Annotated in this window: 23 protein-coding genes; 7 read left to right on the plus strand and 16 right to left on the minus strand. The window is 52.0% G+C overall.

Annotation, left to right across the window (positions count from 1 at the left end; all coding sequences use genetic code 11):
• Nucleotides 1-169 precede the first annotated feature (169 nt).
• Together argJ and VRZ32_RS02875 are read left to right on the plus strand one after the other, a co-directional pair.
• The gene (gene argJ, locus VRZ32_RS02870) at nt 170-1411 is read left to right on the plus strand and encodes a bifunctional glutamate N-acetyltransferase/amino-acid acetyltransferase ArgJ (RefSeq protein ID WP_414523989.1); all 1242 of its coding nucleotides are present in this window, start codon (nt 170-172) and stop codon (nt 1409-1411) included.
• Nucleotides 1408-1833 (plus strand): (deoxy)nucleoside triphosphate pyrophosphohydrolase, encoded by a 426-nt coding sequence (locus tag VRZ32_RS02875; protein WP_414523991.1) that lies wholly within the window; start codon nt 1408-1410, stop codon nt 1831-1833. The genes argJ and VRZ32_RS02875 overlap by 4 nt, the downstream gene beginning before the upstream one ends.
• A 17-nt stretch (nt 1834-1850) precedes the next feature.
• Here VRZ32_RS02875 and VRZ32_RS02880 read toward each other — a convergent pair whose 3' ends face one another.
• From VRZ32_RS02880 to trxA, 4 genes are all read right to left on the minus strand, one after another.
• A complete protein-coding gene (locus VRZ32_RS02880) occupies nt 1851-2552 on the minus strand; it encodes a lytic transglycosylase domain-containing protein (RefSeq protein ID WP_414523993.1) in 702 nt (233 codons plus the stop codon).
• Nucleotides 2553-2705: 153 nt separating this feature from the next.
• Complete coding sequence (locus VRZ32_RS02885; RefSeq protein ID WP_414523995.1) at nt 2706-2927, minus strand: Trm112 family protein; 222 nt, start codon at nt 2925-2927, stop codon at nt 2706-2708.
• A gap of 61 nt (nt 2928-2988) precedes the next feature.
• The gene (locus VRZ32_RS02890) at nt 2989-3660 is read right to left on the minus strand and encodes an LON peptidase substrate-binding domain-containing protein (RefSeq protein WP_414523997.1); all 672 of its coding nucleotides are present in this window, start codon (nt 3658-3660) and stop codon (nt 2989-2991) included.
• Nucleotides 3661-3727: 67 nt separating this feature from the next.
• A complete protein-coding gene (gene trxA, locus VRZ32_RS02895; RefSeq protein WP_414523999.1) occupies nt 3728-4621 on the minus strand; it encodes a thioredoxin in 894 nt (297 codons plus the stop codon).
• 320 nt (nt 4622-4941) lie between these two features.
• On the opposite strand from trxA, the gene VRZ32_RS02900 reads away from it, so the two are divergent.
• From VRZ32_RS02900 to proC, 3 genes are all read left to right on the plus strand, one after another.
• On the plus strand, nt 4942-5232 hold the full coding sequence (locus VRZ32_RS02900; RefSeq protein WP_414524001.1) for an accessory factor UbiK family protein: 291 nt from the start codon (nt 4942-4944) through the stop codon (nt 5230-5232).
• Nucleotides 5233-5726: 494 nt separating this feature from the next.
• Nucleotides 5727-6233, plus strand: a complete 507-nt coding sequence (locus tag VRZ32_RS02905) for a YbjN domain-containing protein (RefSeq protein ID WP_414524003.1) — start codon at nt 5727-5729, stop codon at nt 6231-6233.
• Between the two features lie 22 nt (nt 6234-6255).
• Complete coding sequence (proC, locus tag VRZ32_RS02910) at nt 6256-7128, plus strand: pyrroline-5-carboxylate reductase (protein ID WP_414525016.1); 873 nt, start codon at nt 6256-6258, stop codon at nt 7126-7128.
• A gap of 68 nt (nt 7129-7196) precedes the next feature.
• On the opposite strand, the gene VRZ32_RS02915 is transcribed toward proC, so the two are convergent.
• The 3 genes from VRZ32_RS02915 to VRZ32_RS02925 are packed head-to-tail and all read right to left on the minus strand — an operon-like array spanning nt 7197 to nt 9952.
• Nucleotides 7197-8606 (minus strand): ATP-binding protein, encoded by a 1410-nt coding sequence (locus VRZ32_RS02915; protein WP_414524005.1) that lies wholly within the window; start codon nt 8604-8606, stop codon nt 7197-7199.
• A 4-nt stretch (nt 8607-8610) separates the two neighbouring features.
• Entirely contained in the window at nt 8611-9399 is a 789-nt protein-coding gene (locus VRZ32_RS02920; protein WP_414524007.1) for a response regulator, read from the minus strand.
• Complete coding sequence (locus VRZ32_RS02925) at nt 9389-9952, minus strand: MarR family winged helix-turn-helix transcriptional regulator (protein ID WP_414524009.1); 564 nt, start codon at nt 9950-9952, stop codon at nt 9389-9391. The genes VRZ32_RS02920 and VRZ32_RS02925 overlap by 11 nt, the downstream gene beginning before the upstream one ends.
• A gap of 252 nt (nt 9953-10204) precedes the next feature.
• On the opposite strand from VRZ32_RS02925, the gene VRZ32_RS02930 reads away from it, so the two are divergent.
• Nucleotides 10205-11080 (plus strand): branched-chain amino acid aminotransferase, encoded by an 876-nt coding sequence (locus tag VRZ32_RS02930; RefSeq protein ID WP_414524011.1) that lies wholly within the window; start codon nt 10205-10207, stop codon nt 11078-11080.
• A 159-nt stretch (nt 11081-11239) separates the two neighbouring features.
• Here VRZ32_RS02930 and VRZ32_RS02935 read toward each other — a convergent pair whose 3' ends face one another.
• The 9 genes from VRZ32_RS02935 to VRZ32_RS02975 all read right to left on the minus strand — a co-directional run bounded on the left by VRZ32_RS02935 (nt 11240) and on the right by VRZ32_RS02975 (nt 21555).
• Nucleotides 11240-12451, minus strand: coding sequence for a pyridoxal phosphate-dependent aminotransferase (locus VRZ32_RS02935; protein ID WP_414524013.1), 1212 nt, complete (start codon nt 12449-12451; stop codon nt 11240-11242).
• A 35-nt stretch (nt 12452-12486) separates the two neighbouring features.
• Nucleotides 12487-14001, minus strand: coding sequence for an aldehyde dehydrogenase (NADP(+)) (locus VRZ32_RS02940; protein ID WP_414524015.1), 1515 nt, complete (start codon nt 13999-14001; stop codon nt 12487-12489).
• A gap of 109 nt (nt 14002-14110) precedes the next feature.
• Nucleotides 14111-15751 carry a hydantoinase B/oxoprolinase family protein gene (locus tag VRZ32_RS02945; RefSeq protein WP_414524017.1) on the minus strand — a complete coding sequence of 547 codons (1641 nt, stop codon included), beginning with the start codon at nt 15749-15751 and terminating at the stop codon, nt 14111-14113.
• A 14-nt stretch (nt 15752-15765) separates the two neighbouring features.
• On the minus strand, nt 15766-17856 hold the full coding sequence (locus VRZ32_RS02950) for a hydantoinase/oxoprolinase family protein (RefSeq protein ID WP_414524019.1): 2091 nt from the start codon (nt 17854-17856) through the stop codon (nt 15766-15768).
• Nucleotides 17857-18040: 184 nt separating this feature from the next.
• A complete protein-coding gene (locus VRZ32_RS02955; protein ID WP_414524021.1) occupies nt 18041-18886 on the minus strand; it encodes a transporter substrate-binding domain-containing protein in 846 nt (281 codons plus the stop codon).
• A gap of 32 nt (nt 18887-18918) precedes the next feature.
• Nucleotides 18919-19569: an amino acid ABC transporter permease gene (locus VRZ32_RS02960; protein ID WP_414524022.1), complete on the minus strand. Its 651-nt coding sequence runs from the start codon at nt 19567-19569 to the stop codon at nt 18919-18921.
• 9 nt (nt 19570-19578) lie between these two features.
• Nucleotides 19579-20247 carry an amino acid ABC transporter permease gene (locus VRZ32_RS02965; protein ID WP_414524024.1) on the minus strand — a complete coding sequence of 223 codons (669 nt, stop codon included), beginning with the start codon at nt 20245-20247 and terminating at the stop codon, nt 19579-19581.
• A 41-nt stretch (nt 20248-20288) separates the two neighbouring features.
• Nucleotides 20289-21029, minus strand: coding sequence for an amino acid ABC transporter ATP-binding protein (locus VRZ32_RS02970; protein WP_414524026.1), 741 nt, complete (start codon nt 21027-21029; stop codon nt 20289-20291).
• Nucleotides 21030-21087: 58 nt separating this feature from the next.
• Nucleotides 21088-21555, minus strand: coding sequence for a RidA family protein (locus VRZ32_RS02975; RefSeq protein WP_414524028.1), 468 nt, complete (start codon nt 21553-21555; stop codon nt 21088-21090).
• A gap of 481 nt (nt 21556-22036) precedes the next feature.
• On the opposite strand from VRZ32_RS02975, the gene VRZ32_RS02980 reads away from it, so the two are divergent.
• Nucleotides 22037-22780: a FadR/GntR family transcriptional regulator gene (locus tag VRZ32_RS02980; protein WP_414524030.1), complete on the plus strand. Its 744-nt coding sequence runs from the start codon at nt 22037-22039 to the stop codon at nt 22778-22780.
• Nucleotides 22781-22795 lie beyond the last annotated feature (15 nt).

Here is a 22795-nt window from a genome sequence, read left to right on the forward strand (position 1 = left end):
CAATCAATGCCATGCAACGGCGCGCAATATGCAGCACGCCGTTGCATATTGCTTTAATGCCAAGGCTTTCAGGCCTTTTTGCTCTATATCTTGATTTAACGCGTATTAAGAAAAAGAAGCAGCTGCTTTTTCCTAAAACGCTATATGTCAAAATGGCTGAACGAACATCATGTCCAAAACCATTTCGCCACTTGCTCCCAAGATCTACCCTGAACTGCCAGCCATTGCCGGCGCACGTTTTGCGACCGCAGCAGCGGGCATACGATACAAGGGGCGGACAGATGTGCTACTCGCTTTGTTTGATCCTGCTACAACGGTTGCTGGCGTGTTTACCCGCTCCCGTTGCCCTTCCGCACCCGTAGATTGGTGCCGAGCCAATCTCGCTCAAGGGACGGCGCGCGCACTTGTAGTCAATTCTGGCAACGCCAATGCCTTTACCGGTAAAAAGGGGCGCGCAGCTACAGAACTTACTGCCAAACTTGCAGCGGAAGTCGTGGGCTGCACAGAATCGGAAGTATTTCTTGCCTCCACCGGCGTTATCGGTGAACCACTTGATGCAACCAAATTTGGCAATGTGCTGGCAGATTGCGCCCGCAACGCATCAGACACGGCCTGGATTGATGCCGCTAATGCCATCATGACAACAGATACCTTTCCTAAGGTCGCCACCCGCACGGCAACCATCGGGGGTATTACAGTAACGATCAATGGCTTTGCCAAAGGCGCGGGCATGATCGCCCCTGATATGGCAACGATGCTTTCGTTTGTGGTAACAGATGCGCCTCTTTCAGCAGCAGCTCTTCAAGGATTGCTGTCACGGGGTGTGCAGGGATCATTCAATGCCGTTACGGTTGATAGCGACACTTCAACCTCCGACACCCTTCTCGCCTTCGCAACCGGCACGGCCTCAACGCGTGGTGCGCCGCTCATTGAAACGGCAGGTGATCGGCGTCTTGCTGGTTTTCGTGCCTGCCTGAACAGTCTTCTCATTGATCTCGCTCAACAGGTAGCGCGCGATGGTGAAGGCGCTCGCAAATTCATCACCGTAAAAGTTGAAGGCGCCGTGAGTGCAGCCTCCGCCAAACGGGTGGCTCTTTCCATAGCCAATTCACCGTTGGTGAAAACAGCTGTAGCAGGCGAAGACGCCAATTGGGGGCGTGTTGTCATGGCCGTGGGTAAAGCGGGAGAGCCCGCAGATCGCGATCGGCTCTCTATTTCGTTTGGTGGCATTCGCGTGGCATATAATGGGGAGCGCGACCCAAGCTACGATGAACAAGCTGTTTCCGCATATATGCGCAACGACGAAATAACCGTTACAGCTGATCTGGGTTTGGGACGTGGTAGCGCAACTGTGTGGACGTGCGATTTGACCAAGGAATATGTTGCTATCAACGGCGATTATCGCTCATGACTGACGCTTCTTTCAGTACTCAGCCCAAGAAACTATTATTCGTCGTAGCCTGCGCGCTAATTGATGGAGATGGGCGCATTCTGCTGGCTCAACGCCCAGAAGGCAAAACGCTGGCCGGACTATGGGAATTCCCTGGTGGTAAGCTGGAACCAGGTGAAAGTCCTGAAGCATCGCTTATTCGTGAACTGCATGAAGAGCTTGGCATCACGGTAAAGCCAGATTGCCTTGCGCCTTTAACCTTCGCAAGCCACGCATATGAAACGTTTCATCTCCTGATGCCGCTTTATGTTTGCCGGCGCTGGGAGGGCATCGTGACATCGTGTGAAGGGCAGATGCTGAAATGGGTTGCCCCCAATCGCCTCCGCGATTATCCAATGCCAGCTGCTGACGAACCGCTTATTCCATTCCTGATCGATCTGTAAGTTTAGATCGTCGCATTCTATTGCATGATGATTAAGCTGGATTGACTAATCTGACTTGTCACTTTGCGCCAGCGCGCATCTGCAGCAGTCCAGTTCAAGCGGCTTTTTTTACCAACGCGACCAGCAATCTGTGTTCCACCAACAGGTATGCCAAAAGTTGCTTTTGGCACCTCACCCGTCACAGGAAAACCGCGCGTAGTCAGACCGCGCCGCACCTTGATGCAATAATCAACCGAGCGATGTGAGAACCTGCTTTCACCGTGGCCTGCGCGATACTTCATCACAGTGGTACATATATCCTGATCGGCAAGCCGCCAAGCCTGAGCTAAATAGGTAACACCATAATGAATGTTTGTTTCCGGATCAGATAACTCTTTTAGGGTACCGGAAAATCCAAGCATCCGTGCTGTCGATGGCAACACCTGCATCAATCCGATCTCGCCGACGCTTCCGATAGCGCTACTTTTATAAGCGCTTTCCACCTCAGTAACAGCATCTGCCAGGGCAAATGGCACTCCTGCAATTTCCGCTTTCTTTCGTAAGAGGTGGCGATAAGTTTCTGCAGAGTTTACAGATGCTGGAGGAAGTAGCTGCAGCGAATTGGCAGGCGCAACTTCATTCACCTTTGAGCTAGCCTCGCTTGCAGGGGCGGGTAAAGCCTCCTGCGCTATCCCGAAAGATGGCATCATCATCGAAATGATAACAAGCAAGCGACGCATCAAACCAGCCCCCAGAGATCAGCAATTACTCCCACTTCATCTTAATAAGCTTACCGCTCAAGGAAGCGTCTGGCACCTTTGATATTACCCAAATCATGAGCAATCGTCTCTTCATGCATGTAAACATCCGAAAAGACGATTCAATCACCACAATTATGAAAGCTTACGTGCTTCTTCAGGAAGCATGATCGGTATACCGTCACGAATAGGATAAGCGAGCTTTGCCTGACGGCTTATTAATTCCTGTTTCTGCTGATCGTACTCAAGCGGCGCCTTGGTTAGAGGGCAAACAAGCAGCTCCAGCAACTTGGGATCAATCCGATTGGCAGGTTCTGCGTCTGTAGAGGAACCAATTCCCGCATTCTCATTAGTCATTATTATTACTTCTCCTGCAAAATCTGAACCAAGACATCAATCTCTGGAAGGCGTTGATGTGCTACTGTAGCGTGGGATCTGGCTCGACACCTTTGCGTGCCAGCTCGATCTCAGTGATTGTTACAAGCATTTCTGCTCGCGATTTTAAATCAATAGCCTCCAAAAGAGCCTGCTTTTCGCGTGCACCAAACGGCGACATCATGGAAAGAGCGTTGATAAGCGCCTCATTCGATGCTTGCTCGATTGCCTTCCAATCCACCCGTAGGTTTCTGGCAACTGCAAATCTGCGTAATACATCCAGAACTGATTGCCGATCCACCTCTTCCTCGCCAGAGCGAGCGGTGAAATCAACCAAAAAGGGCTCATACTCAACACGTGCCTGTCGATAAGGCGTTAAAACCGGCAATTCTTCAATAATCCGGAAACGCGAAATACCCGTAAGAGAAATTAGATATCGCCCATCTTCCAGTTCTACGAATTGCGTGATGCGCCCAACACTCCCAACCTTGTAAAGAGAAGCTGAAGCCTCAGATTCCGCTGTCTCTCCATCTATATCTGGCTGGATAATGCCTATGACACGCCATGATCCTAACGCATCGTCCACCAATGATAGATAACGCGGTTCAAAAATATTCAGCGGCAAATGGCCACGCGGCAAAAGCATTGATCCAGTGAGTGGGAACAACGGTACGATGCCGGGACAATCAGCAATCGATCGATGAACGCGCGTCATAGCCTTCCCTTTCTCTGAAGCCGCAATGCGGCGGTTTTTTTCCGCCTTGCATCAAAAAAGCGGCTTACTAGGCAAACAGCACTGATGACAGCCGCCGACGTCCAAGAATAGAAGCCGGATCATTTGGCCCCCATACCTCAAAAAACTGCACCAGTTGCTTACGTGCGCCATCATCGTTCCAGTTTCGGTCACGGCGCACAATCTCGATTAAATTCTTCACAGCATCTTCACGTCTGTTGCGGCTATTAAGTGCTAATGCCAGATCAAAACGCGACTGATGATCCTCGGAATCAGCGGCCACCCGTTGTTCTAACTCGCGAACATCCCCCAAAGTTTCAGCCTGCTCTGCAAGTTCTAATGCGGCGCGCGCGGCTGTAATGTGCGCATCGTTCATCTTATCGGATGGCGCAGCCTCAAGAAAACGGCGGGCGCCTTCAAGATCAGCAAGCGTAATATGCAAGCGTACCAAGGCCCCGATCGCACGGGTGTTGTTGGGTTCCTGCGCCAGCACCGCAGCATAAACCTCTGCAGCACCAGCAACATCCCCCGCATCTGCCTTGTTATCGGCCTCATCAAGTAGTGTATCGATACCACCGGTTAGAGGACCAACCAGCCGTTCGATAAAGCTCTTGATCTGGCTTTCAGGTAAAGCCCCCATAAAACCATCAACTGGCTGACCATTCTGAAACGCAATTACAGCTGGGATTGATTGAATGCCTAGTTGACCAGGAATATCGGGGTAATCATCGATATTGAGTTTGACGAGTTTTACCCGCCCCTCAGCAGCACTAACAGCGCGCTCAATAATTGGTGCAAGCTGCTTGCATGGCCCACACCATGGCGCCCAAAAATCAACCAATACTGGCTGTTTGGCTGATTCAGCAATGACATCCTGACGAAATGCCTGTGTGGTCGTATCCTTGACCAGAGCGCTAGCTCCGGATTGTGTATCAGCAACCATAGACAAACCCCTGTGACGATTCTCGACAGCGAAATCCCTGCCTTTTTACAATTATTCCGATAATGGCGAAGCTACCTTAAGCTTACCCGTTCGCTTTTTTGACGCTTCCCTCAACGCTTGTCACCTTATAAACGCAACCCCATTTATAAAAGATGGGTTGATGAGGGAGTAATCGCAATCTTTTCATATGGTTTAAGCTATCTGGTATATCCACATGGAATGCAGAGGGCCAAATACACAGATACGAAAAGGTAGCGGCTTGGCTCATTCTCATATAGGAACGGGTAGGCTTGAAGGTACTGGGCGCTAAGGAGAATGTCATGACACAGACCAGCGGTCGAATTTTCGATGATGTCGCACGCCTGATTACAGATGCGGCTGGCTTAGCCGAAGGCGCAAAGCGTGAGATCGAAATGGCAACTCGCGTCCAGGTAGAACGTTTAATGCGTTCACTTGATATTGTTTCGCGTGAAGAATTCGAAGCCGTGCGAGAAATCGCCATTGCTGCACGCGATGAAAATGAAAAGCTTATGGCCAGGATTGAAGCGCTTGAAACGCAGCTTATGCGTCATTCCGACGCAGAAGCTACACATGCCACCGCTTCTCCATAATTCAGAGTCAGAAGAAGCTCACGGACACGATTAAAATGGCGCATATGCAAAATTTGACATAATAATTTTGCCAAATACGCCGAACGTTACCATATAATTGAAGAAAGCCTCTGATTTGAATTGTGACTGTGCACCTTTGCCGACTTACGGTAAACTATCGCGTCGGAGACAGGTGTGGAAAGCGACACAATGAGCATTGTGAGTGTGGCGCGAATCCTGGACCATGATATGGCATTGCGTGCAATGCGCTTCGTTGGCGTTTCACTTATGTTTACAGGTGGCTCGTCGTGGATGTACTGCTGCGGCAGGTCCTGCAACCAGGATCGGATGCATATGAGCAGATTGAAGTACAGCCGTGAAGCGTCCTGGAATGGCAGGACAGCAGGCTTTGTTTTTCCACGTTACCGCAACACGAATAGCGCGCGCACAACTTTAGCGCGCTCGTCGTTGTATTCTGGCTCAGGTCGAGCCAAAAGAGCAGCGGAGGGATCGATATGACGCATCTCGACTTTGAAGTCGCCCCCGATCGGGACGAGCATCCGCTGGATGTCGTTGAACGTTATGCATCCATGAATGATTGGACGTTTGATCGTGTCGATGACAACGAAATGTCGGTCTCCATCACCAGTGGTTGGGCAGATTATCATATTGCCTTCACCTGGATTGAGGACATGGAGGCGTTACACCTCGCATGTGCGTTCGATTTAAAGGTGCAGGAACGTCAGCGCCCTGAAATGCTAAAGCTCATTTCAATGATCAATGAGCAGCTGTGGATTGGGCATTTCGATTTATGGACGCGCGAAAGCGTCGTGATGTTCCGCCATTCGTTATTGTTATCTGGCGGTGTGGAGCCATCCCGTACCCAATGTGAGGCCATGCTACAAGTCGCATCAGAAACTTGCGAGCGCTATTATCAGGCGTTCCAGTTTGTGCTCTGGGCTGGTAAAAATGCCCAAGAAGCACTTGAAAGCGTTCTGTTTGAGACAGAAGGCGAGGCCTGACACCAGGAGAAATAAAATGCCAATGGAAGCGCAGACCGTGCAACGGTTCTCTGATGTTCTGGAGAGCCCCCAGCCTAATCCCGCGCTTCCACACTCCCTTGTTCTGGTGGGGGCAGGCAAGATGGGGGTAGCTCTCCTTGAGGGGTGGCTAAAGTCAGGTCTTGATCCCGTTAATGTAGCGATCATTGATCCGCATCCATCAAGCGAGATTAAGCAACTGGCAGCAGAGCTTGGCATGGCGCTTAACCCTGCTGCCGGGGATATTCGTACGCCTGAAGTGTTGGTGCTGGCGATAAAACCGCAGTTCCTCGATGAAGCCGCACCTCAACTGGCGGCGCTCACTTCTCCCTCTACGCTTGTGATTTCAATCCTGGCAGGAAAAACGCTGGCAAACTTGGCACAACGCTGGCCGCAAGTGAAAGCAATCATCCGGGCGATGCCCAATCTGCCGGCCTCTATAGGCCGTGGCATTACAGGTGTTGTAGCCTCTTCTGCTACAAGCGAAGCGCAGCGTGCTACAGCAACAGCGCTAATTGCAAGCTCAGGCGCTGTAGAATGGTTGGATGATGAGCATCTGATTGATGCATTAACAGGCGTTTCGGGATCTGGCCCGGCTTATGTATTCTATCTGGTTGAAGCCCTCACTGAAGCAGGCGTTGCAGCAGGATTACCGATGGATGTCGCCCAGCGACTGGCACGCGCAACAGTGACCGGCGCCAGTGCGCTCCTTGATGAATCCCCTTTATCCGCAAGCGCTCTGCGTGAAGCTGTCACCTCAAAAGGCGGAACGACAGCCGCCGCGCTGGACGTACTACAAGGTGAAAACGGCATAGCTCCTATAATCACCCGTGCTGTAGCAGCCGCTCAAAAGCGCGCGGCAGAGCTTTCCGGCTGATAAATGCCAAAGAATGCTTGATAGCCGAAGCGGGATATATTGGGGGCCGCATAAAGCGTAGCCTCCCCTTAGACGGGCAAGCGAATTGTCGCCCGTAACCCTCCCAGGGGACTGTTGGAGAGCGAAACATCACCGCCATGAGAGCGAGCAATATCACGCGCGATAGCTAGCCCCAATCCTGTGCCACCATCATCGACATTACGTGCAATATCAAGACGAACAAACGCCTTGAAAGCCTCTTCGCGCTGATCGGCAGAAATACCAGGACCATCATCATCTACAGATATTGTCAACCAGCGTGGCATCCGGGTGGCAGCCACACTGACATGTGTGCCATATCGTACTGCATTGGCCACAAGATTACCAAGTAGACGCTGGAAAGCAAAAGGCCGCACAGTTACCAGCATATCCCCAGGCGCACTAATCTCAATCTCACGGCCTTGTCGGGCATAATCCGTACGTAGCGTTTCCATGATTATACGAATATCAGTTGGCTCAGCCTGCTCACCCGCATCCCCCCGAGCGAACGCAAGATATGCCTCAAGCATTCGCTCCATTTCCTCAACATCACTGCGAAGATCCTCAATCTCCGGATCATCGTGCATCAACGCCAGAGAGAGCTTGAAACGGGTCAGAATGGTACGCAGATCATGACTTACACCATTGAGCATGGTTGTGCGTTGTTCCATGGCGCGTTCAATACGGCGCTTCATTTCCACAAAGGCACGGCCAGCACGGCGAACCTCTCGGGCACCGCGTGGCCTGAAATCGATCTCTCGTCCTTTACCAAAATCCTCAGCCGCATCAGCTAAACGTAAGATCGGGCGGATTTGATTGAGCTGGAATAATATTGCAATTGTCACCAAGACCAGCGAAGTCCCTAACATCCAGATCAGGAAGATATGAGAGTTCGAGGCATAGGCAAGACTTCGCCTTGCAAAAACACGCATGATCGTGTCGTTAAGCTTGATACGGATCTCAATGACATTAGAGCGCCCAACCGTGTCAATCCAAAAGGGCCGCCCAACCTGCTTGCGAATTTCGTCAGTCAGTACCTCATCCAATATGGAGAAAAACGGCTTTGGCCCCTGCTGGGGTAGCTCTGTCCCGGGCAGGAAATCGATATCCAGCCCCAAACGCTCAAGTGCAATCCGGGCCAATTCCGGAGCTCCTTGAGGTTGCGGATAAAGTTGGTAAATATCGATCAATGCAGCAATATCAGCGCTGACTGCGGATGATAATCGACGTGTAACAAGCTGCCAGTGGCGCTCCATAAACACATACGCCACGACGGATTGTAAAATTACAATCGGGGCGATGATGATGATTAATGAGCGAACGAAGAGGCCCTTGGGCATTATCTCGCCTACACGACGTATGAGACGTCGCGGCGCTGTAAGGAAAGCCTTGGCTGCACGATAAACGGCGCTCACCGCTCGCACTGCCCCTCCGCCAGCCATGTTCTCGGAAGCGCTCATTCCCTCACCCGTCAATCAGCAGGCGATAGCCCACACCGCGCACTGTCTGCAAAAATACGGGATTAGCGGGATCGCGTTCAATTTTACGACGCAGGCGGTTGATCTGCACATCCACATTGCGCTCGCCTGCAAACGGACTCACGCCCTCATTAGAGGGAACAGGATTGTTGCCAGCAAGGTCCTCGCGCGCAACCTGCCCCCCTGCAGCCTCACCTAGAATAGTCAGTATTTCGCGCTCACGCTCCGTAATACGGACAACATCATCTCCTTGACGTAGTTCACCACGATCAAACCGAAAAATGAAATTACCGAAACGAATTGCCTCAGGTGTCACGCGCGCTGAAACCGCAGCCTCTCCTGTAGCATTGCGTTTGATAATATTGCCAAGCCGCAGCAACAATTCACGTGGTTCAAAGGGCTTCCCAAGATAATCATCCGCGCCAATTTCAAGGCCGGTTACACGATCAACACCCTCGGTACGCGCGGTCAACATCAAGATAGGTACAGCTGAATGCTTGCGCCATCTTTTAGCAAAATCAAAACCATTCTCACCCGGCATCATGACATCGAGCACTAATGCATCAAATATCAAATGCCCAAGCGTTGTTTCTGCCTCTGTCACATTCGATGCAGTTGTCACACGATAACCGTTATCGATCAAAAAACGCGATAACAACGCCCGCAATCGGCGATCATCATCAACGACAAGCACATGGAGAGCATCATCCGGCAACGAGCTTGTAACCACGCGCGCAGCCTCGGTTTTATCAGAGCTTGCAGCTTCAGCGCCCATTTTTCCTCTCATTCTCTCCCTGAGCCTCTGCTGCTGTCTTTCCAACAAGTCGAGCAACATTACTGCGGTCATCCGGGTTAATCATGGCAAATAGAAACGCCGTGACCTTATCCTTCACATCCGGAGCAGCGCCTTCGAGTGCACGCGCGATACGATCGAGCTGTGGCGAGATTAAATCCAACGACAACGCCCTACCCTTATCAGTTGGAAACAACAGCCGCTGACGTCTGTCTACCGTGCCGGTACGTTGCACGATATAACCCTTCTCAACAAGATCCTTCAAAATCGGATTGAGGCTTTGTTTGGTGATGCTCAGAATATCAAGAATCTCAGCAATGGTAAGCCCTGGATGCCGCTCGACAAAATGCAACACGCGATGGTGTGCCCTGCCGAAACCATACTCAGCCAATAACCGATCCGGGTCACTGACAAAATCACGGTAGGCAAAAAACAGCAGCTCAATAATATCACTGCCCAGCCCGCCAAATGGTTTGCTCTTGATCGTCTCTGAGGCAACATCACTGGTGTGTTGCGGCGCGATGAAGGTGCTCACAAGTCGCTCCCCGGATTGCGTCTGATCATAATTTATGCAGTCATAGTGCCGCCAGAGGGTATATAAAACACGAACGGCTATTTATGTCAGTCTTATTGACATATTTCAGGAAGATTGTTACTCGTCAAGCGGGTTTCGTGAAAGGAAATAACACGAAGCGACCCTCGCGCGGTGCGAATGCCACTGTTGCCGACCGTCGCGGTCATCATCCTGATTCCCGAACCGTTCGCACGAGGATTTCGGAGTAGTTCTATGTCGGTTACACAGCAGGATAAAAAAGAAGATGTTGTCTGGTTTGATGGTACTTTAATACCATTAAGTGAGGCAAATATTCCCGTTCTTACGCATGGTTTGCACTATGCATCGGCTGTTTTTGAAGGCGAACGGGCTTATGGTGGCGTCATTTTCAAATCGCGCGAGCATAGTGAGCGGCTGAAGAAGTCTGCGCAACAGCTTGATTTTGAAATCCCTTATACTGTTGATGAAATCAACGCCGCTAAGGAATTGGTGCTGAAGGAAAACGGTCTGGTTGATGCCTACCTCCGTCCAATTGCATGGCGCGGCTCTGAGGCATTAGGCGTTTCAGCGCAAAAGAACAAGATCCACCTCGCAATCGCTGCGTGGGTATGGCCAAGCTACTTCACCCATGAAGAACGCCTGAAGGGCATCCGCCTCGATATGGCCCGCTATCGTCGCCCTGATCCGCAGACGGCCCCTTCTACAGCCAAAGCCGCGGGCCTCTACATGATTTGCACGATCTCCAAGCATGAGGCTGAGCGTAAGGGCTATTCAGATGCGCTGATGCTCGACTGGCGTGGACGCGTTGTGGAATGCACCGGGGCGAACATCTTCTTTGTAAAGGACGGTGAGTTGCACACGCCGGAGCCCGAAGGCTTCCTCAATGGCATCACCCGTCAGACGGTGATCGAGTTGGCGAAGAAGCGTGGCATCAAGGTTGTAGAGCGGCCAATCATGCCTGAAGATCTGTCGAGCTTCTCTGAGAGCTTCGTGACTGGGACGGCGGCAGAAGTCACACCAGTATCCGAAATTGGCCAGCATCGCTACACGCCCGGCGAAATCACAAAGACATTGCTGACCGATTACGAAGCAGCCGTGCAGCCTGCGTAAGTGGTTGTTGTCGCTATAGATCTAGAGCAGCTTGCCTTCGAGTTAATCATCGACTTGAAGGCAAGTTGCAGTAAAATATAAAGGTTAGAGCGCAGTTCTGATCTTTTTAAGCTAAAGCACCATTTCAGGCGACTTGGGAAAAGCGCTCCGTAGCGAAGCTCATTTGAACCCGGATAGTGACTGCACCATCTTGCCCAGCCTTTCGCAAGCGGCCTGCAATTCCGCATCGGATGCAGCAATTGAAAGCCGGATGAATGATGGCGCTCCAAAGGCGATACCTGGAACGCTGGAGAGACCAAACTCGTTCAAAAGATACGCTGCCACAGCAGTGTCATCCGAGAGAACTGCGCCAGAGGCGGTATGGCAACCGATTAAGCGGCTCACACCAATGAATGCATAAAAAGCACCATCGGGTGGTGTGAAGTCTATATGAGGAATTTGCGCCAGCCCCTCCGCAATGAGCTTTGCACGGTGGCTGAATATCCGCGCCCCTTCTGCCACGAAAGCCTGATCACCTGTGAGAGCGGCAGTAGCGGCTGCCTGGGCTACGCCACATACGGATGTCACGCTTTGCGATTGCATCTTGCTAAGGCTGGTAATCAAGGCCTTCGGCCCAGCAGCATAACCCACGCGCCAACCGGTCATCGCATAGGCTTTTGAAACGCCGTTGACGATCAGCGTGCGCTCTCTCAATTCTGGACATACCGAACCGAAGGAAACAAAAGGCACATCTCGCAAAAGGACGTGCTCATAGATTTCGTCAGATAGTACCAGAATGCGTGGATGACGCGCGAGCACCTCCGCGAGGGCCTTGTATTCAGCGGCAGTGTAAATTGCACCTGTAGGGTTCGATGGCGAGTTTAGCAAAAGCCAACGGGTCTTTGGGGTAATGGATTTTTCCAGCTGTTCGGCAGACAGCTTGAATCCGACCTCAGGGCCACAAGAAACATAAACCGGCTTACCACCATGCAGCGAGACAATATCGCCATATGACACCCAACAAGGCGCCGGGATAACAACCTCATCGCCCTCCTCTAGCGTTGCCAGGAAGGCATCGAAGAGAATTTGTTTGGCCCCATTCGCAACAATAATTTCATGAAGCGCGAATGACAGGCCATTATCGCGGTGAAACTTGTCAACGATAGCCGCTCGAAGTGCCTCGTTTCCGGCGGATGCACCATAGCGAATGCCACCAGCGCGGATCGCCGCGCAAGCAGCCTCCGCGACGTGTGCTGGCGGTTCAAAATCAGGCTCTCCGAGCGAGAGATCAACAATGTCCCGCCCTTCTGCGCGTAATTTCTTCGCAGCCATCGCAATCGCCATGCTTGGCGATGACTGAATGGCGCGTGACCTTGCATTCTCATATGTCATCGGATTATCCCTGCCGAGTTCTTATCTAAGGTCAATCAACGAAGATCTGCCTGCAACAACGCATCTGGAATATTCTGGTAGCTGACAGGCCGCAAAAAGCGACGGATTGAGAGCGTTCCCACCGAGGTAGCACCGAAATTCGTTGATGCCGGATACGGCCCTCCATGGACCATCGCATCGACCACCTCAACACCGGTGGGAAAGCCATTCGCCAATACCCGCCCAGCCTTACGTTCAAGAATTGGCATGAATTGGCAACCAAGATCAGCATCCCCATCATCGAGATGCAATGTCACCGTCAACTGCCCTTTTAAATGCCGCGCAACTGCCAGGGCTTGGTCAGCGTTACGCGCCTTGACGATCAACCCAAGTGGGCCAAAAACCTCTTCACCCAATGCGTGGTTGGCCATCCATACATCCGCTGTCGTCTCAAATAGCAGCGGCGAAGCGGTGCGTTTTTCATCTGTATTATCAATCAGATGCTTAACACCTGGCACTGAAGCAATACGATCTCTGCCATCGCGATAAGCCTTGGCAATGCCGTCTGTCAGCATGACCTGCGGACCGGTTGCGGCCAGTCTATCACGTGCGGCAGATGTGAATGCCTCAGCGCCCGACCCATCGATCACAACTGCGATACCCGGATTAGTACAGAATTGCCCAGCACCAAGCACAAGTGATTCCGCCCAGCCAGTCCCGATCTCACTACCGCGCGCTTTTAGGGCTTCAGGCAAAATAAACATCGGATTGACTGAGCCGAGCTCACCGAAAAACGGAATAGGCTCCGACCTTGCTGCACAAAGATCGAATAATGCCCGCCCGCCTGCAAGTGAGCCAGTGAAACCAACTGCCTTAATATTAGGATTTTGCACCAATGACGTACCAACTTCACGCGTGCCGCCCTGAATTAAAGAGAATACGCCCGGATGCAGACCAAGTTTGCGGCGCGCAGCATCAATCGCTTCCGCAATGATTTCACCCGTGCCTGGATGGGCAGAATGACCCTTGACGACAACAGGACATCCAGCAGCCAAAGCCGCTGCAGTATCACCACCAGCGGTCGAAAAGGCGAGCGGGAAATTAGATGCGCCGAACACAGCAACGGGCCCAATCGGGCGCTGGATTAGCTTTATGTCTGGCCGAGGCTGCGGTGCGCGATCTGGTTGCGCCTTATCATGCCGACGGTCAAGATAAGCACCCGCAAGGATGTGCTGGGCAAAAAGCCGCAATTGACCACATGTGCGACCGCGCTCACCAACAAGACGGCCAGTCGGCAAGCCGGTTTCTTCTGATCCAATTGCGGTGATTGCATCGCCACGCGCATCAATCTCATCGGCGATGGCATTCAGAAACGCAGCACGTTCTTCCCGGCTCGAATAACCATAGGACCAAAAGGCCTCCTCCGCAGCATCACAGGCCGCTTTCACATGTGCAGGCGTTCCGACCGAGAAGCGATGTGCAGCGCCACTTGCTGGTTCGGATTGGAAAGTGGCATCTCCCGCCACCCATTCGCCAGCAATCAGATGTTTCCCATGGGGCACAAAACTCATGTCGAACAATCCTTCTCTGAAATTATAAAAGCCCGTGGCTGTCAATCCGGAATGACCAACAGCACAAGAGCATTGATAGGGCTGGCAATCAACACCCGCCCCACCTGCATTACTTCCTGGCAACGTAATCGTAATCCTGATCACGCTTGATGGCTTCTGGAGACCGCTTTTCAACCGGTCCATACCCGCCACCGCCGGGCAGCTGAAGGATCAATCTGCGACCCGCCGGCACATGTTGACGGCCTTTGGCAGCCAGGACGGTGCCATCATCGAGCAGAACTGCACCCGGTGCACCATTTTCACCGCCTTCACGCCCGCGAGGCGGATGCAAGACTCGATCAAACATGGCGTTGAAGTAGATCTCATGCCCTTCAGTAGGGGAAATCTCAAGCACCTGCCCCAGACCGCCACGGAACTGCCCCGCCCCGCCCGATCCGTCGCGCAATTCCTTGCGCCAGAAGATAACCGGACCAACATGTTCTGTCGCTTCAATCGACATGGAATGAACACCGCTCGGGAAAGCTGTGGCATTAAGACCATCGAGCGTCGGACGCGCACCTGTGCCGCCGCTGTTGAACAGCAGAACTTCAGCACGATGCCCACCATCAGCCGGCGCCTGATCGCCCGTTAGCGGACGCGCGCTGACATGCAGATTCCATAGGTTGCCTGAACCCTCAGCAGGAATTTTGCCTGGCAGCATTTTGTGCACGGCACCTAAAACCGCATCTGGGACAAGATGACCAAGAACGTGGCGCACGGATACTGGTGCGGGATGCTGCGCATTAAGAATGCAGTTCTTTGGCGCAACAACCTTGAATGGCAATAACGATGCGTGGTTGTTTGGAATTTCCGGCGCAAGAGAGCATTTCAGGCCATAGCAGGCATAAGCAGCCGAATAGATGATCGGGCAGTTGATGCCCTTCGGGCTTGGTGGCGAAGTGCCTTCAAAATCAGCAAGAATATGATCTGCTGCCACATCAATCCGCACTGCGATATCGATAGGCGATCCATACCCGTCAACACGCATGACGTTCGAGTAGCTGCCATGGGGCAATGCGGCCAGTCGCTCCAGCGTAGCATCATAACTACGCTTGAAGATGAATTCAGCAAGTCCCTCAAGATCATCGAGACGGAACTCATCCATCATATCCATCAAGCGGCGATGACCGATTTCGTTACACGCAGCGAGCGAGTACACGTCACCCACCACCTGATGGCTCTCGCGGACGTTGTTGTGCAGAATGTTGACGAGATCCTTATTAACGACACCTCGTTCCGCAAACTTCATGATCGGAACAAAGATACCCTCTTCATAGACCTCGTTGGCATCTGGGCCGAAACCGCGACCACCGACATCAACGACGTGGGCGGTGCAGGCGAAGAAGCCGATCAGACCGCCATCGCGGAATGTGGGCGAGACGACCGTAAAGTCGTGCAAATGCCCCGTGCCCTTCCACGGATCGTTGGTGATGTAAACGTCACCCTCAAAGATATTCTCACGGCCAATGTCATTGATGAAATGGCCGACGGCTTCAGCCATCGCATTGACGTGACCTGGCGTACCTGTGACAGCCTGAGCAATCATCTGCCCGGCGCGGTTGAATACACCGGCAGAAAGGTCACCGGATTCACGAACACTGGTGCTGAAGGCAGTACGGATCAGCGTGACTGCCTGCTCCTCGACAACAGAGATCAGGCGGTTCCACATGATCTGCATGTGAACATCGGAAAGTGGTTTATTGCTGGCCATGTTGGCTCTCTCCTTCAAGCCTGTTGCCTGGTGCGAATGAGCAGACAGCCATCCGCCTGCATGATCGCCTCGCGGCTTGCGGTCACGATTGTCGAGGTTTCACGCTCAGTAATAACGGCGGGTCCGGCAACCCAGTCACCGGCCTTCATATGGAGGCGATCAACAACCGAAGCAGTTTGGAAAACCCCTTCCTGCGCATCGAATATTTGCCGTTCGCCAGCGGTTGGTGCGGTTTTGCCCTTTTCAGTCTTGCTGAGAGCGGCGGGCGGCAATATCTTGGAAGTTGCACGCAGCGACCAGCTGACGATCTCAACATCAAGACCATCAATGATACGACCAAAGAAGCGCTCGTAACGCTCGTCAAAAAGCTTGCGATAAAGCTCGCCATCAGCATCGACATAATCACGCACTTCAATCGTGACAGGCACTTCCCAGCCTTGGCCAACATAACGCATATAGGCTGTGCACTCCACGTCGAGCTCAGCGTCCGGAGAGCCCAGACGAACGAAGGACGTTGCTTCCTTCACAAGATCGCTGATAACACCGTTAATGGCGGAAGCATTGAATTTGCTGAGGCGGCTGTATGCACTGCGCACACTCTCAAACCCGAATGGAGCGCGCAGAAAGCCAATCGCCGAACCAACACCAGCACCGGGCGGAATGATAAGTTCATCGATACCAAGCTTTTCGCAGAGCCTCGCAGCATGGATGGGAGCAGCCCCACCGAAAGCAATCATCGTGAAATCAGACAGCTCTTTACCGTTTTCCACGGCATGCATGCGCGCGGCATTGCTCATGTTCTCATCAACCATTTCGCTGATGCCATAAGCAGCAGTCGAGATGTCGATTTTAAGCTTCGAAGCCAGATCGTGTTCCATCGCAGATTCAGAAGCCGCACGGGATAGCTTCATAGCGCCGCCGGCAAATGCATCCGGGTCGAGCCTGCCGAGTAGAAGATCGGCATCGGTTACTGTCGGATTTTCACCTCCGCGATCATAACAAGCAGGGCCTGGTTCCGAACCTGCGCTATGGGGACCGACGCGGATCTGGCGCATGGAGTCAACGGTTGCGATAGAACCGCCACCTGCTCCAATTTCAACCATCTCGATAACCGGGATAGAGATGGGCATGCCGCTGCCCTTCTTGAAACGGTATGTGCGAGCAACCTCAAAACTCTTGGAGGTCTTTGGCACCTGGCCTTCGATAAGGCAAATCTTTGCCGTTGTGCCGCCCATGTCGTAAGAAACGACCTGATCCAAACCATAGCTGGTTGCAACATGTGCTGCGAAGATCGCGCCACCCGCTGGGCCAGACTCAAGTAGGCGTACCGGAAATTCGATAGCACTTTCGATGCTGATGATACCGCCACCGGAATGGATCATGAAAACTGGACAGCGCGTGCCTGCATCAGACAACCGGCCAACAAGGCGATTGAGGTAGGACGCCATCAGCGGCTTAACGAAAGCGTTCGCGCAAACCGTATTGAAGCGCTGGAACTCGCGCATTTGCGGCGAGACTTCAGCCGAAATCGATACCGAAAGGTTCGGGCTCTTCGCCAGCAACCGATCGCGCACGATCTTCTCATGGCTGGCGTTCAGGTAGGAATGAATAAGCCCCACCGCCACGCTTTCATAGCCCTCAGCGATAATGTGGTCGCAAAGAGCATCAAGTTCGGCAAGGTCGAGAGCCTTTAGAACTGAACCATCTGCACCGATACGCTCGTCGAGGACAAAGCGTTCATCACGGCCAACGAGGGGCGCTGGCAACACGATATCAAGGTCGTATTGCTCAAAACGGCTTTCGGTACGCATTTCGATAACGTCACGAAACCCCTTCGTCGTAATGAAGGCAGTTTTCGCACCACGGCGTTCGATCAGCGCATTGGTAGCTAATGTCGTTCCGTGAATGATCGTATCAATCTGCGAAAGCTCTACGCCTGCCAGTTCAGCAACCTGCCGGACGCCAGCAACAATCGCGTTTTCCGGAAAGGAATAATCGGTCAGAACCTTGATCGAATGCAGCGTAGGGTCTACCTCCATCGCTACATCAGTGAATGTCCCGCCGATGTCGACACCCACCCGTACTTGCTTGCCATCTTTAGTCATTTTAGTGCCATGCTCCCAAATATACGCTGTGGTGCCGTATGTTTGTCCTGCCGACAGACGCATGGTCCGGGCAAGCGTCTCCTGCCCCCACCCACGCAAAACGGGTGGGAGAATTCATTAGCTTTTCAAGACTTGGTTTATGTGCCTTCGCGCAAAAGAATGCCTGCACGAAGGCCTGAGTAGGTTACTGCTTACCGGTGAAGTCCACACCAGTCATGGTTGTTGGCAGCTTTGCACGCTCACTGCCGATCCACTTCTTGTAAAGCGCATCGAGAGAACCATCAGCCGTGTGGCGTGTGACGAAATCATTGAGGAAGTCGAGCATTTCCTGGTCGCCCTTACGAACAGCCATAGCTTGGATATTGTCCGCAACCTTGTACTTGCGCTCAAATTCAGCTGTCTTACCGGTCTTCTCGATCACGAGGCCATAGGTCACACTGCCAAGGATGGCATCGACCTGCCCTGACAGAAGCGCCTGCACAGTCGTTGCATCATCGTCAAAACGCTTGATCTGCGTATTGGGCGGTGCATGCTTCACAAGAACTGGCTCGAACGCACTGCCACGGTTTACGCCAATCACATACTTTCCAAGATCCTGGTCGCCAGCGATCTGTGCGCCTTTTTTACCCCAAACCGTAATGTCGTTGGAGGAATAAGGAAGGACATACTGGATAACCTTGGCGCGTTCTTCAGTGACAGTCATAGAAGGAACAAGAAAGTCCACCATGCCGCCGACCAACAATGGGATGCGGTTCTGGCCGGTAATGCGCTCGAACTTCGCCTCAACTCCGAGTTCCTCGGCAATCATCTTGGCGACTTCGATATCGAAGCCTTCATTCTTGCCGCTTTCATTGATGTAGCCCCAAGGCACCTGGTCCATCTGCACGCCGATGACAGCCGTGCCTTTGGCCTTGATCTCAGCTGGAGAGGCAGCCTGCCCTACGCTGGCAAAACACGTTGCCGCCATCAAGGTTAGAGTCAGACCGGAGATGATTTTCGAACGGGCGCTTTTGAATGCTGAATCGAACATTTCAATACCTCTGGTTCTCATGCGATTTTTGCTTAGCGATTAGCGTTAAGACGCTTCTCGATCCGTGCACTGAAGTAGGTCAGGGGAAGGCAGATCATGAAGTATACGAGCCCGACCGCCCCGTAGACTTGCATTGGTTGAAAGGTAATGTTTGCCATCAATTGTCCTGAGCGCGTCAACTCAGTCAGCCCCAGAAGTGCAGCAAGCGCAGTGCCCTTGATCAGATTGACGAGGAAGCTGATCGTTGCAGGAAGAGCGATCCTGAATGCCTGCGGCAGCACAACATCTTTCATGCGTGAGATGTAACCAATGCCTAATGCACGCGCCGCTTCACTCTGGCCAAGCGGCACCGCCTCGATACAACCGCGCCAGATCTCACCGAGAAACGCGCTGGCATGGAGCGAAAGACCAATCGTTAGGGCAATCCAGACATCCACTCTGAAACCAAGAAGTGGCAAGCCGAAGTAGACAAAGAACAGCTGTATCAGCAGCGGCGTTCCCTGAAAAATCTGGATATAGGTCATCATCAACCAGCGCAGCGGGGCGATATTGCTTGTTCGCCCAAGCGCCACAGCCAAACCGCCCGCACCACCACAAACGAAGGCAAGAACCGAAAGAACGATCGTCCACCTTGCACCTTCGAGGATGAACAGAAACTCTGCGAAACCAAAATCACGGATCATCGCATCGCCTCACTTTGTCGGGTATGAGAAGTATGTTCTGCCAATACCCCGCAGAACAATTGAAAAGAACTGAGATAGAGCAAGATAGATTGCCCCAATAACAAAGTAGACTTCGAAGCTTCGGAAAGTCTGGGTATCAATCATCTGACCAACATAGGTCAGCTCTTCCGCGGATACAGAGGCAACAAGGCTGGAATTCAGCATCATAAGAATGAACTGGCTGCACAACGCCGGATAAACCGCACGAATGGCCGGCCGAAATACAATGAAGCGATAAACATCAGCCGTATGCAGCCCCAATGCGCGCCCTGCCTCAATCTGCCCAGGGCGGATCGACTCCACACCACCGCGTACAATCTCTGCCGCATAAGCCGCACAGTTCATCGTCATGGCGAGGATTGCCGCTTCCTCAGCTGTTAAGCGAATACCAATTGATGGCATGCCGAAGTAAATGAAGAAAACCTGAACGAGAAACGGTGTGTTGCGGATCAGCTCAATGTAACCAATAGCAAAAGCACGTATTGGCTTGGTTGTGCTTGTGCGCATCAACATAATCACGACACCCAAGCTCAGTCCAAGCACCATTGAGATGGACGAGATCTTGAGCGTTTGGATCGCTCCTTCCAGCAAAAGTGGCCAGGCCGCAAGAACCGGACCAAAGTCGAATGTATAATTCATGAGCGATCTCCCAGCGTTTTCCTGAAGCTCCCCTCTTTTGTTCAGTGATTTAGAATCTGGCCAAGGAAGGCTCTGGTTCGCTCATGGGTAGGGTTATGAAAAAACTCTGCTGGCGGCCCGCTTTCTATAATCTCGCCACGGTCCATAAAAATAACCCTGTGCGCCACCGCACGGGCAAAGCCCATTTCATGCGTCACGCAGATCATCGTGATACCGTCGTCCGCGAGAGAGATCATGGTATCAAGCACTTCCTTGACCATCTCGGGATCGAGCGCAGAAGTAGGCTCATCAAACAACATGATCTTGGGCCCCATACACAACGCGCGCGCAATCGCCACACGCTGCTGCTGACCACCAGAAAGTTGAGCCGGATATTTCAGTGCCTGCTCTGCTATATGCACGCGCTCAAGATAGCGCATCGCATTATCTCTGGCTTCAGCCACACTGAGCTTACGCACTCTACGTGGGGCCAACATACAGTTTTCCAGAACCGTCAGATGCGGAAACAGATTAAACTGCTGGAAAACCATGCCGACATCTCGACGGATATGATCGACATTACCGCCTTTATGACCAAGCCGGGTGCCGTTTACCTCGATTGTACCATCCTGGATTTCCTCCAGGTAATTTATACAGCGGATTAAAGTAGACTTACCCGAGCCGGATGGGCCGCAAAGCACGATATGTTCGCCGCGGTCAACACTCAGATCAATACCCTTCAGGACGTGAAGGTGACCGTACCATTTGTTGACTGTGTTCATTACAATGGCTTTGTCAGGCATCTTTGTCTCGCTCTCGAGTAATCGATACATTTCTGCTAGCCGGCCCGCAGGCCCTGCTTCAGGATTCAATTTCAAAGATTGCATCAACCTCAACAGCGAAACCGCGAGGCAGAGACCCCGCCCCTAGCGCTGTCCGGGCATGGCGCCCCTTGTCTCCGAAGACCTGGACGATAAGATCAGATGCACCATCGATAACAGCTGGATGATCCATGAAGGTTGGAGCGGCATTGACGAAACCACGCACCTGCAAGCAGGCTGCAACACGATCCAGGTCTCCATCAAGTGCAGCATGAACACGTGCGATAATGTTGAGCGCACAAACACGAGCAGCCTGGTAAGCCTCTTCAAGCTGCATTGTTTGCCCAACAACACCAATAAACTTATCCACGCCATCAACGCGTGGCACTTGCCCTGAAATATAAAGGGTGCTTCCTGCTCTGCGAAACGGAACATAGTTTCCGCCAGGCATTGTCAACCTCGGCACAACCAGGCCCAAATCAACCAATCGCGATGCGACATTCGCCATAGTTGGCCACTTCCCTTGATTTGAAGCATGCGATGAAGAGCATGCAATTTCCTCAGGCAGTTGTACGAGGAAACGATAACGGCATAGGCCGGTCAGTTATGGTGATAAGTTTGATAAAATATTACCACATGTCAAGCGCCATCTAGGTGATATTATCATATTTTTAATCAGAGAATCATATTTTATAAATTATCATTTGTTATCATATATTTACATGATAATATCATTTAAATTTATAGATATTTTTACGCCTAGCACCTCGGTAAAAATATCACGTGAGAATTTAGCTATTAATTGCAATTCCTTAGGATAGTCTAGGAAATTGCTCAAATTTGCATCATCATAAAATCATAGTCCAGAGCAAGAATATCTCATGTCATAATATCACTTTATCACGTGATATTATCTTGTAATAACACTCATGAAGCCGTATGAATGTTTCAAAAGGTTTCTTTGATTATCGGTTTTTGATGGGTGCACCTTGAAAACATTGACATCCCAAACCATTGATACGCTGAAGATGCGCATAAACCAGGGAAACCTGAAAACAGGCGACAAACTCCCTGCGCTGAATGAGCTTGCCGCTGAACTTGGCGTAAGTCGAACGGTGGTGCGCGAGGCAGTAGCAGCGCTCAGGTCTGACGGTCTGCTTGAAGCCCGCCATGGCGTGGGGGTTTTCGTCAGTGAACCCAAGGAATTAACGACAACGGACGGGTCAGATTCCCTATTGGAACCGTTAGCAAAGCTGACAACATCCTTCATGGATCTTCTCGAACTGCGCATGGCCTTTGAAGTTCATGCAGCAGGTCTGGCCGCCACGCGCCGCTCCTGGTCTCAGGAAGCCAAGATATGGGATGCCCTGAAGCAGTTTGAACTGTCATTAGATAACGAAGAGCTTCTCGATCAGCTGGATTTTGTATTCCATCGCTCTATCGCCGAAGCTACTAATAATGCTGCATTTATTGAATTTTTCAGCGTAATGAGCTTAAAGATTCTGCCGCAGCCTGCATTCTCCAGCGAATTGAACCCCGCATTAATCACCAGTGAGTACATACAAAACACGGTTATTGAGCATCGCGCAATCTGCGAAGCCATCAGTGCTGGCGATGCAGACCAGGCACGGGAAGCAATGAGAGCTCATCTTGCACGCAGCCATCGCCGATACCGCGGTTTCAGTGGCAACTTCGCTTCGCCATTGAGCAACATTTCCCCTGATGCACCTTAAAGCACTGCGCCAGAT

This window comes from Pseudochelatococcus sp. G4_1912 (assembly GCF_047501465.1).
Lineage (GTDB): Bacteria > Pseudomonadota > Alphaproteobacteria > Rhizobiales > Beijerinckiaceae > Pseudochelatococcus.

What these genes read in the sequence shown, in the direction of transcription:
- VRZ32_RS02945 (WP_414524017.1), bottom strand. Translation starts at nt 15,751, where the DNA reads ATGGCCAGCAATAAACCACTTTCCGATGTTCACATGCAGATCATGTGG.
- proC (WP_414525016.1), top strand. Translation starts at nt 6,256, where the DNA reads ATGGAAGCGCAGACCGTGCAACGGTTCTCTGATGTTCTGGAGAGCCCC.
- VRZ32_RS02955 (WP_414524021.1), bottom strand. Translation starts at nt 18,886, where the DNA reads ATGTTCGATTCAGCATTCAAAAGCGCCCGTTCGAAAATCATCTCCGGT.
- VRZ32_RS02930 (WP_414524011.1), top strand. Translation starts at nt 10,205, where the DNA reads ATGTCGGTTACACAGCAGGATAAAAAAGAAGATGTTGTCTGGTTTGAT.
- VRZ32_RS02880 (WP_414523993.1), bottom strand. Translation starts at nt 2,552, where the DNA reads ATGCGTCGCTTGCTTGTTATCATTTCGATGATGATGCCATCTTTCGGG.
- VRZ32_RS02975 (WP_414524028.1), bottom strand. Translation starts at nt 21,555, where the DNA reads ATGGCGAATGTCGCATCGCGATTGGTTGATTTGGGCCTGGTTGTGCCG.
- trxA (WP_414523999.1), bottom strand. Translation starts at nt 4,621, where the DNA reads ATGGTTGCTGATACACAATCCGGAGCTAGCGCTCTGGTCAAGGATACG.
- VRZ32_RS02890 (WP_414523997.1), bottom strand. Translation starts at nt 3,660, where the DNA reads ATGACGCGCGTTCATCGATCGATTGCTGATTGTCCCGGCATCGTACCG.
- VRZ32_RS02965 (WP_414524024.1), bottom strand. Translation starts at nt 20,247, where the DNA reads ATGAATTATACATTCGACTTTGGTCCGGTTCTTGCGGCCTGGCCACTT.
- VRZ32_RS02940 (WP_414524015.1), bottom strand. Translation starts at nt 14,001, where the DNA reads ATGAGTTTTGTGCCCCATGGGAAACATCTGATTGCTGGCGAATGGGTG.
- VRZ32_RS02905 (WP_414524003.1), top strand. Translation starts at nt 5,727, where the DNA reads ATGACGCATCTCGACTTTGAAGTCGCCCCCGATCGGGACGAGCATCCG.
- VRZ32_RS02950 (WP_414524019.1), bottom strand. Translation starts at nt 17,856, where the DNA reads ATGACTAAAGATGGCAAGCAAGTACGGGTGGGTGTCGACATCGGCGGG.
- VRZ32_RS02920 (WP_414524007.1), bottom strand. Translation starts at nt 9,399, where the DNA reads ATGGGCGCTGAAGCTGCAAGCTCTGATAAAACCGAGGCTGCGCGCGTG.
- VRZ32_RS02960 (WP_414524022.1), bottom strand. Translation starts at nt 19,569, where the DNA reads ATGATCCGTGATTTTGGTTTCGCAGAGTTTCTGTTCATCCTCGAAGGT.
- argJ (WP_414523989.1), top strand. Translation starts at nt 170, where the DNA reads ATGTCCAAAACCATTTCGCCACTTGCTCCCAAGATCTACCCTGAACTG.
- VRZ32_RS02900 (WP_414524001.1), top strand. Translation starts at nt 4,942, where the DNA reads ATGACACAGACCAGCGGTCGAATTTTCGATGATGTCGCACGCCTGATT.
- VRZ32_RS02970 (WP_414524026.1), bottom strand. Translation starts at nt 21,029, where the DNA reads ATGCCTGACAAAGCCATTGTAATGAACACAGTCAACAAATGGTACGGT.
- VRZ32_RS02885 (WP_414523995.1), bottom strand. Translation starts at nt 2,927, where the DNA reads ATGACTAATGAGAATGCGGGAATTGGTTCCTCTACAGACGCAGAACCT.
- VRZ32_RS02935 (WP_414524013.1), bottom strand. Translation starts at nt 12,451, where the DNA reads ATGACATATGAGAATGCAAGGTCACGCGCCATTCAGTCATCGCCAAGC.
- VRZ32_RS02915 (WP_414524005.1), bottom strand. Translation starts at nt 8,606, where the DNA reads ATGAGCGCTTCCGAGAACATGGCTGGCGGAGGGGCAGTGCGAGCGGTG.
- VRZ32_RS02875 (WP_414523991.1), top strand. Translation starts at nt 1,408, where the DNA reads ATGACTGACGCTTCTTTCAGTACTCAGCCCAAGAAACTATTATTCGTC.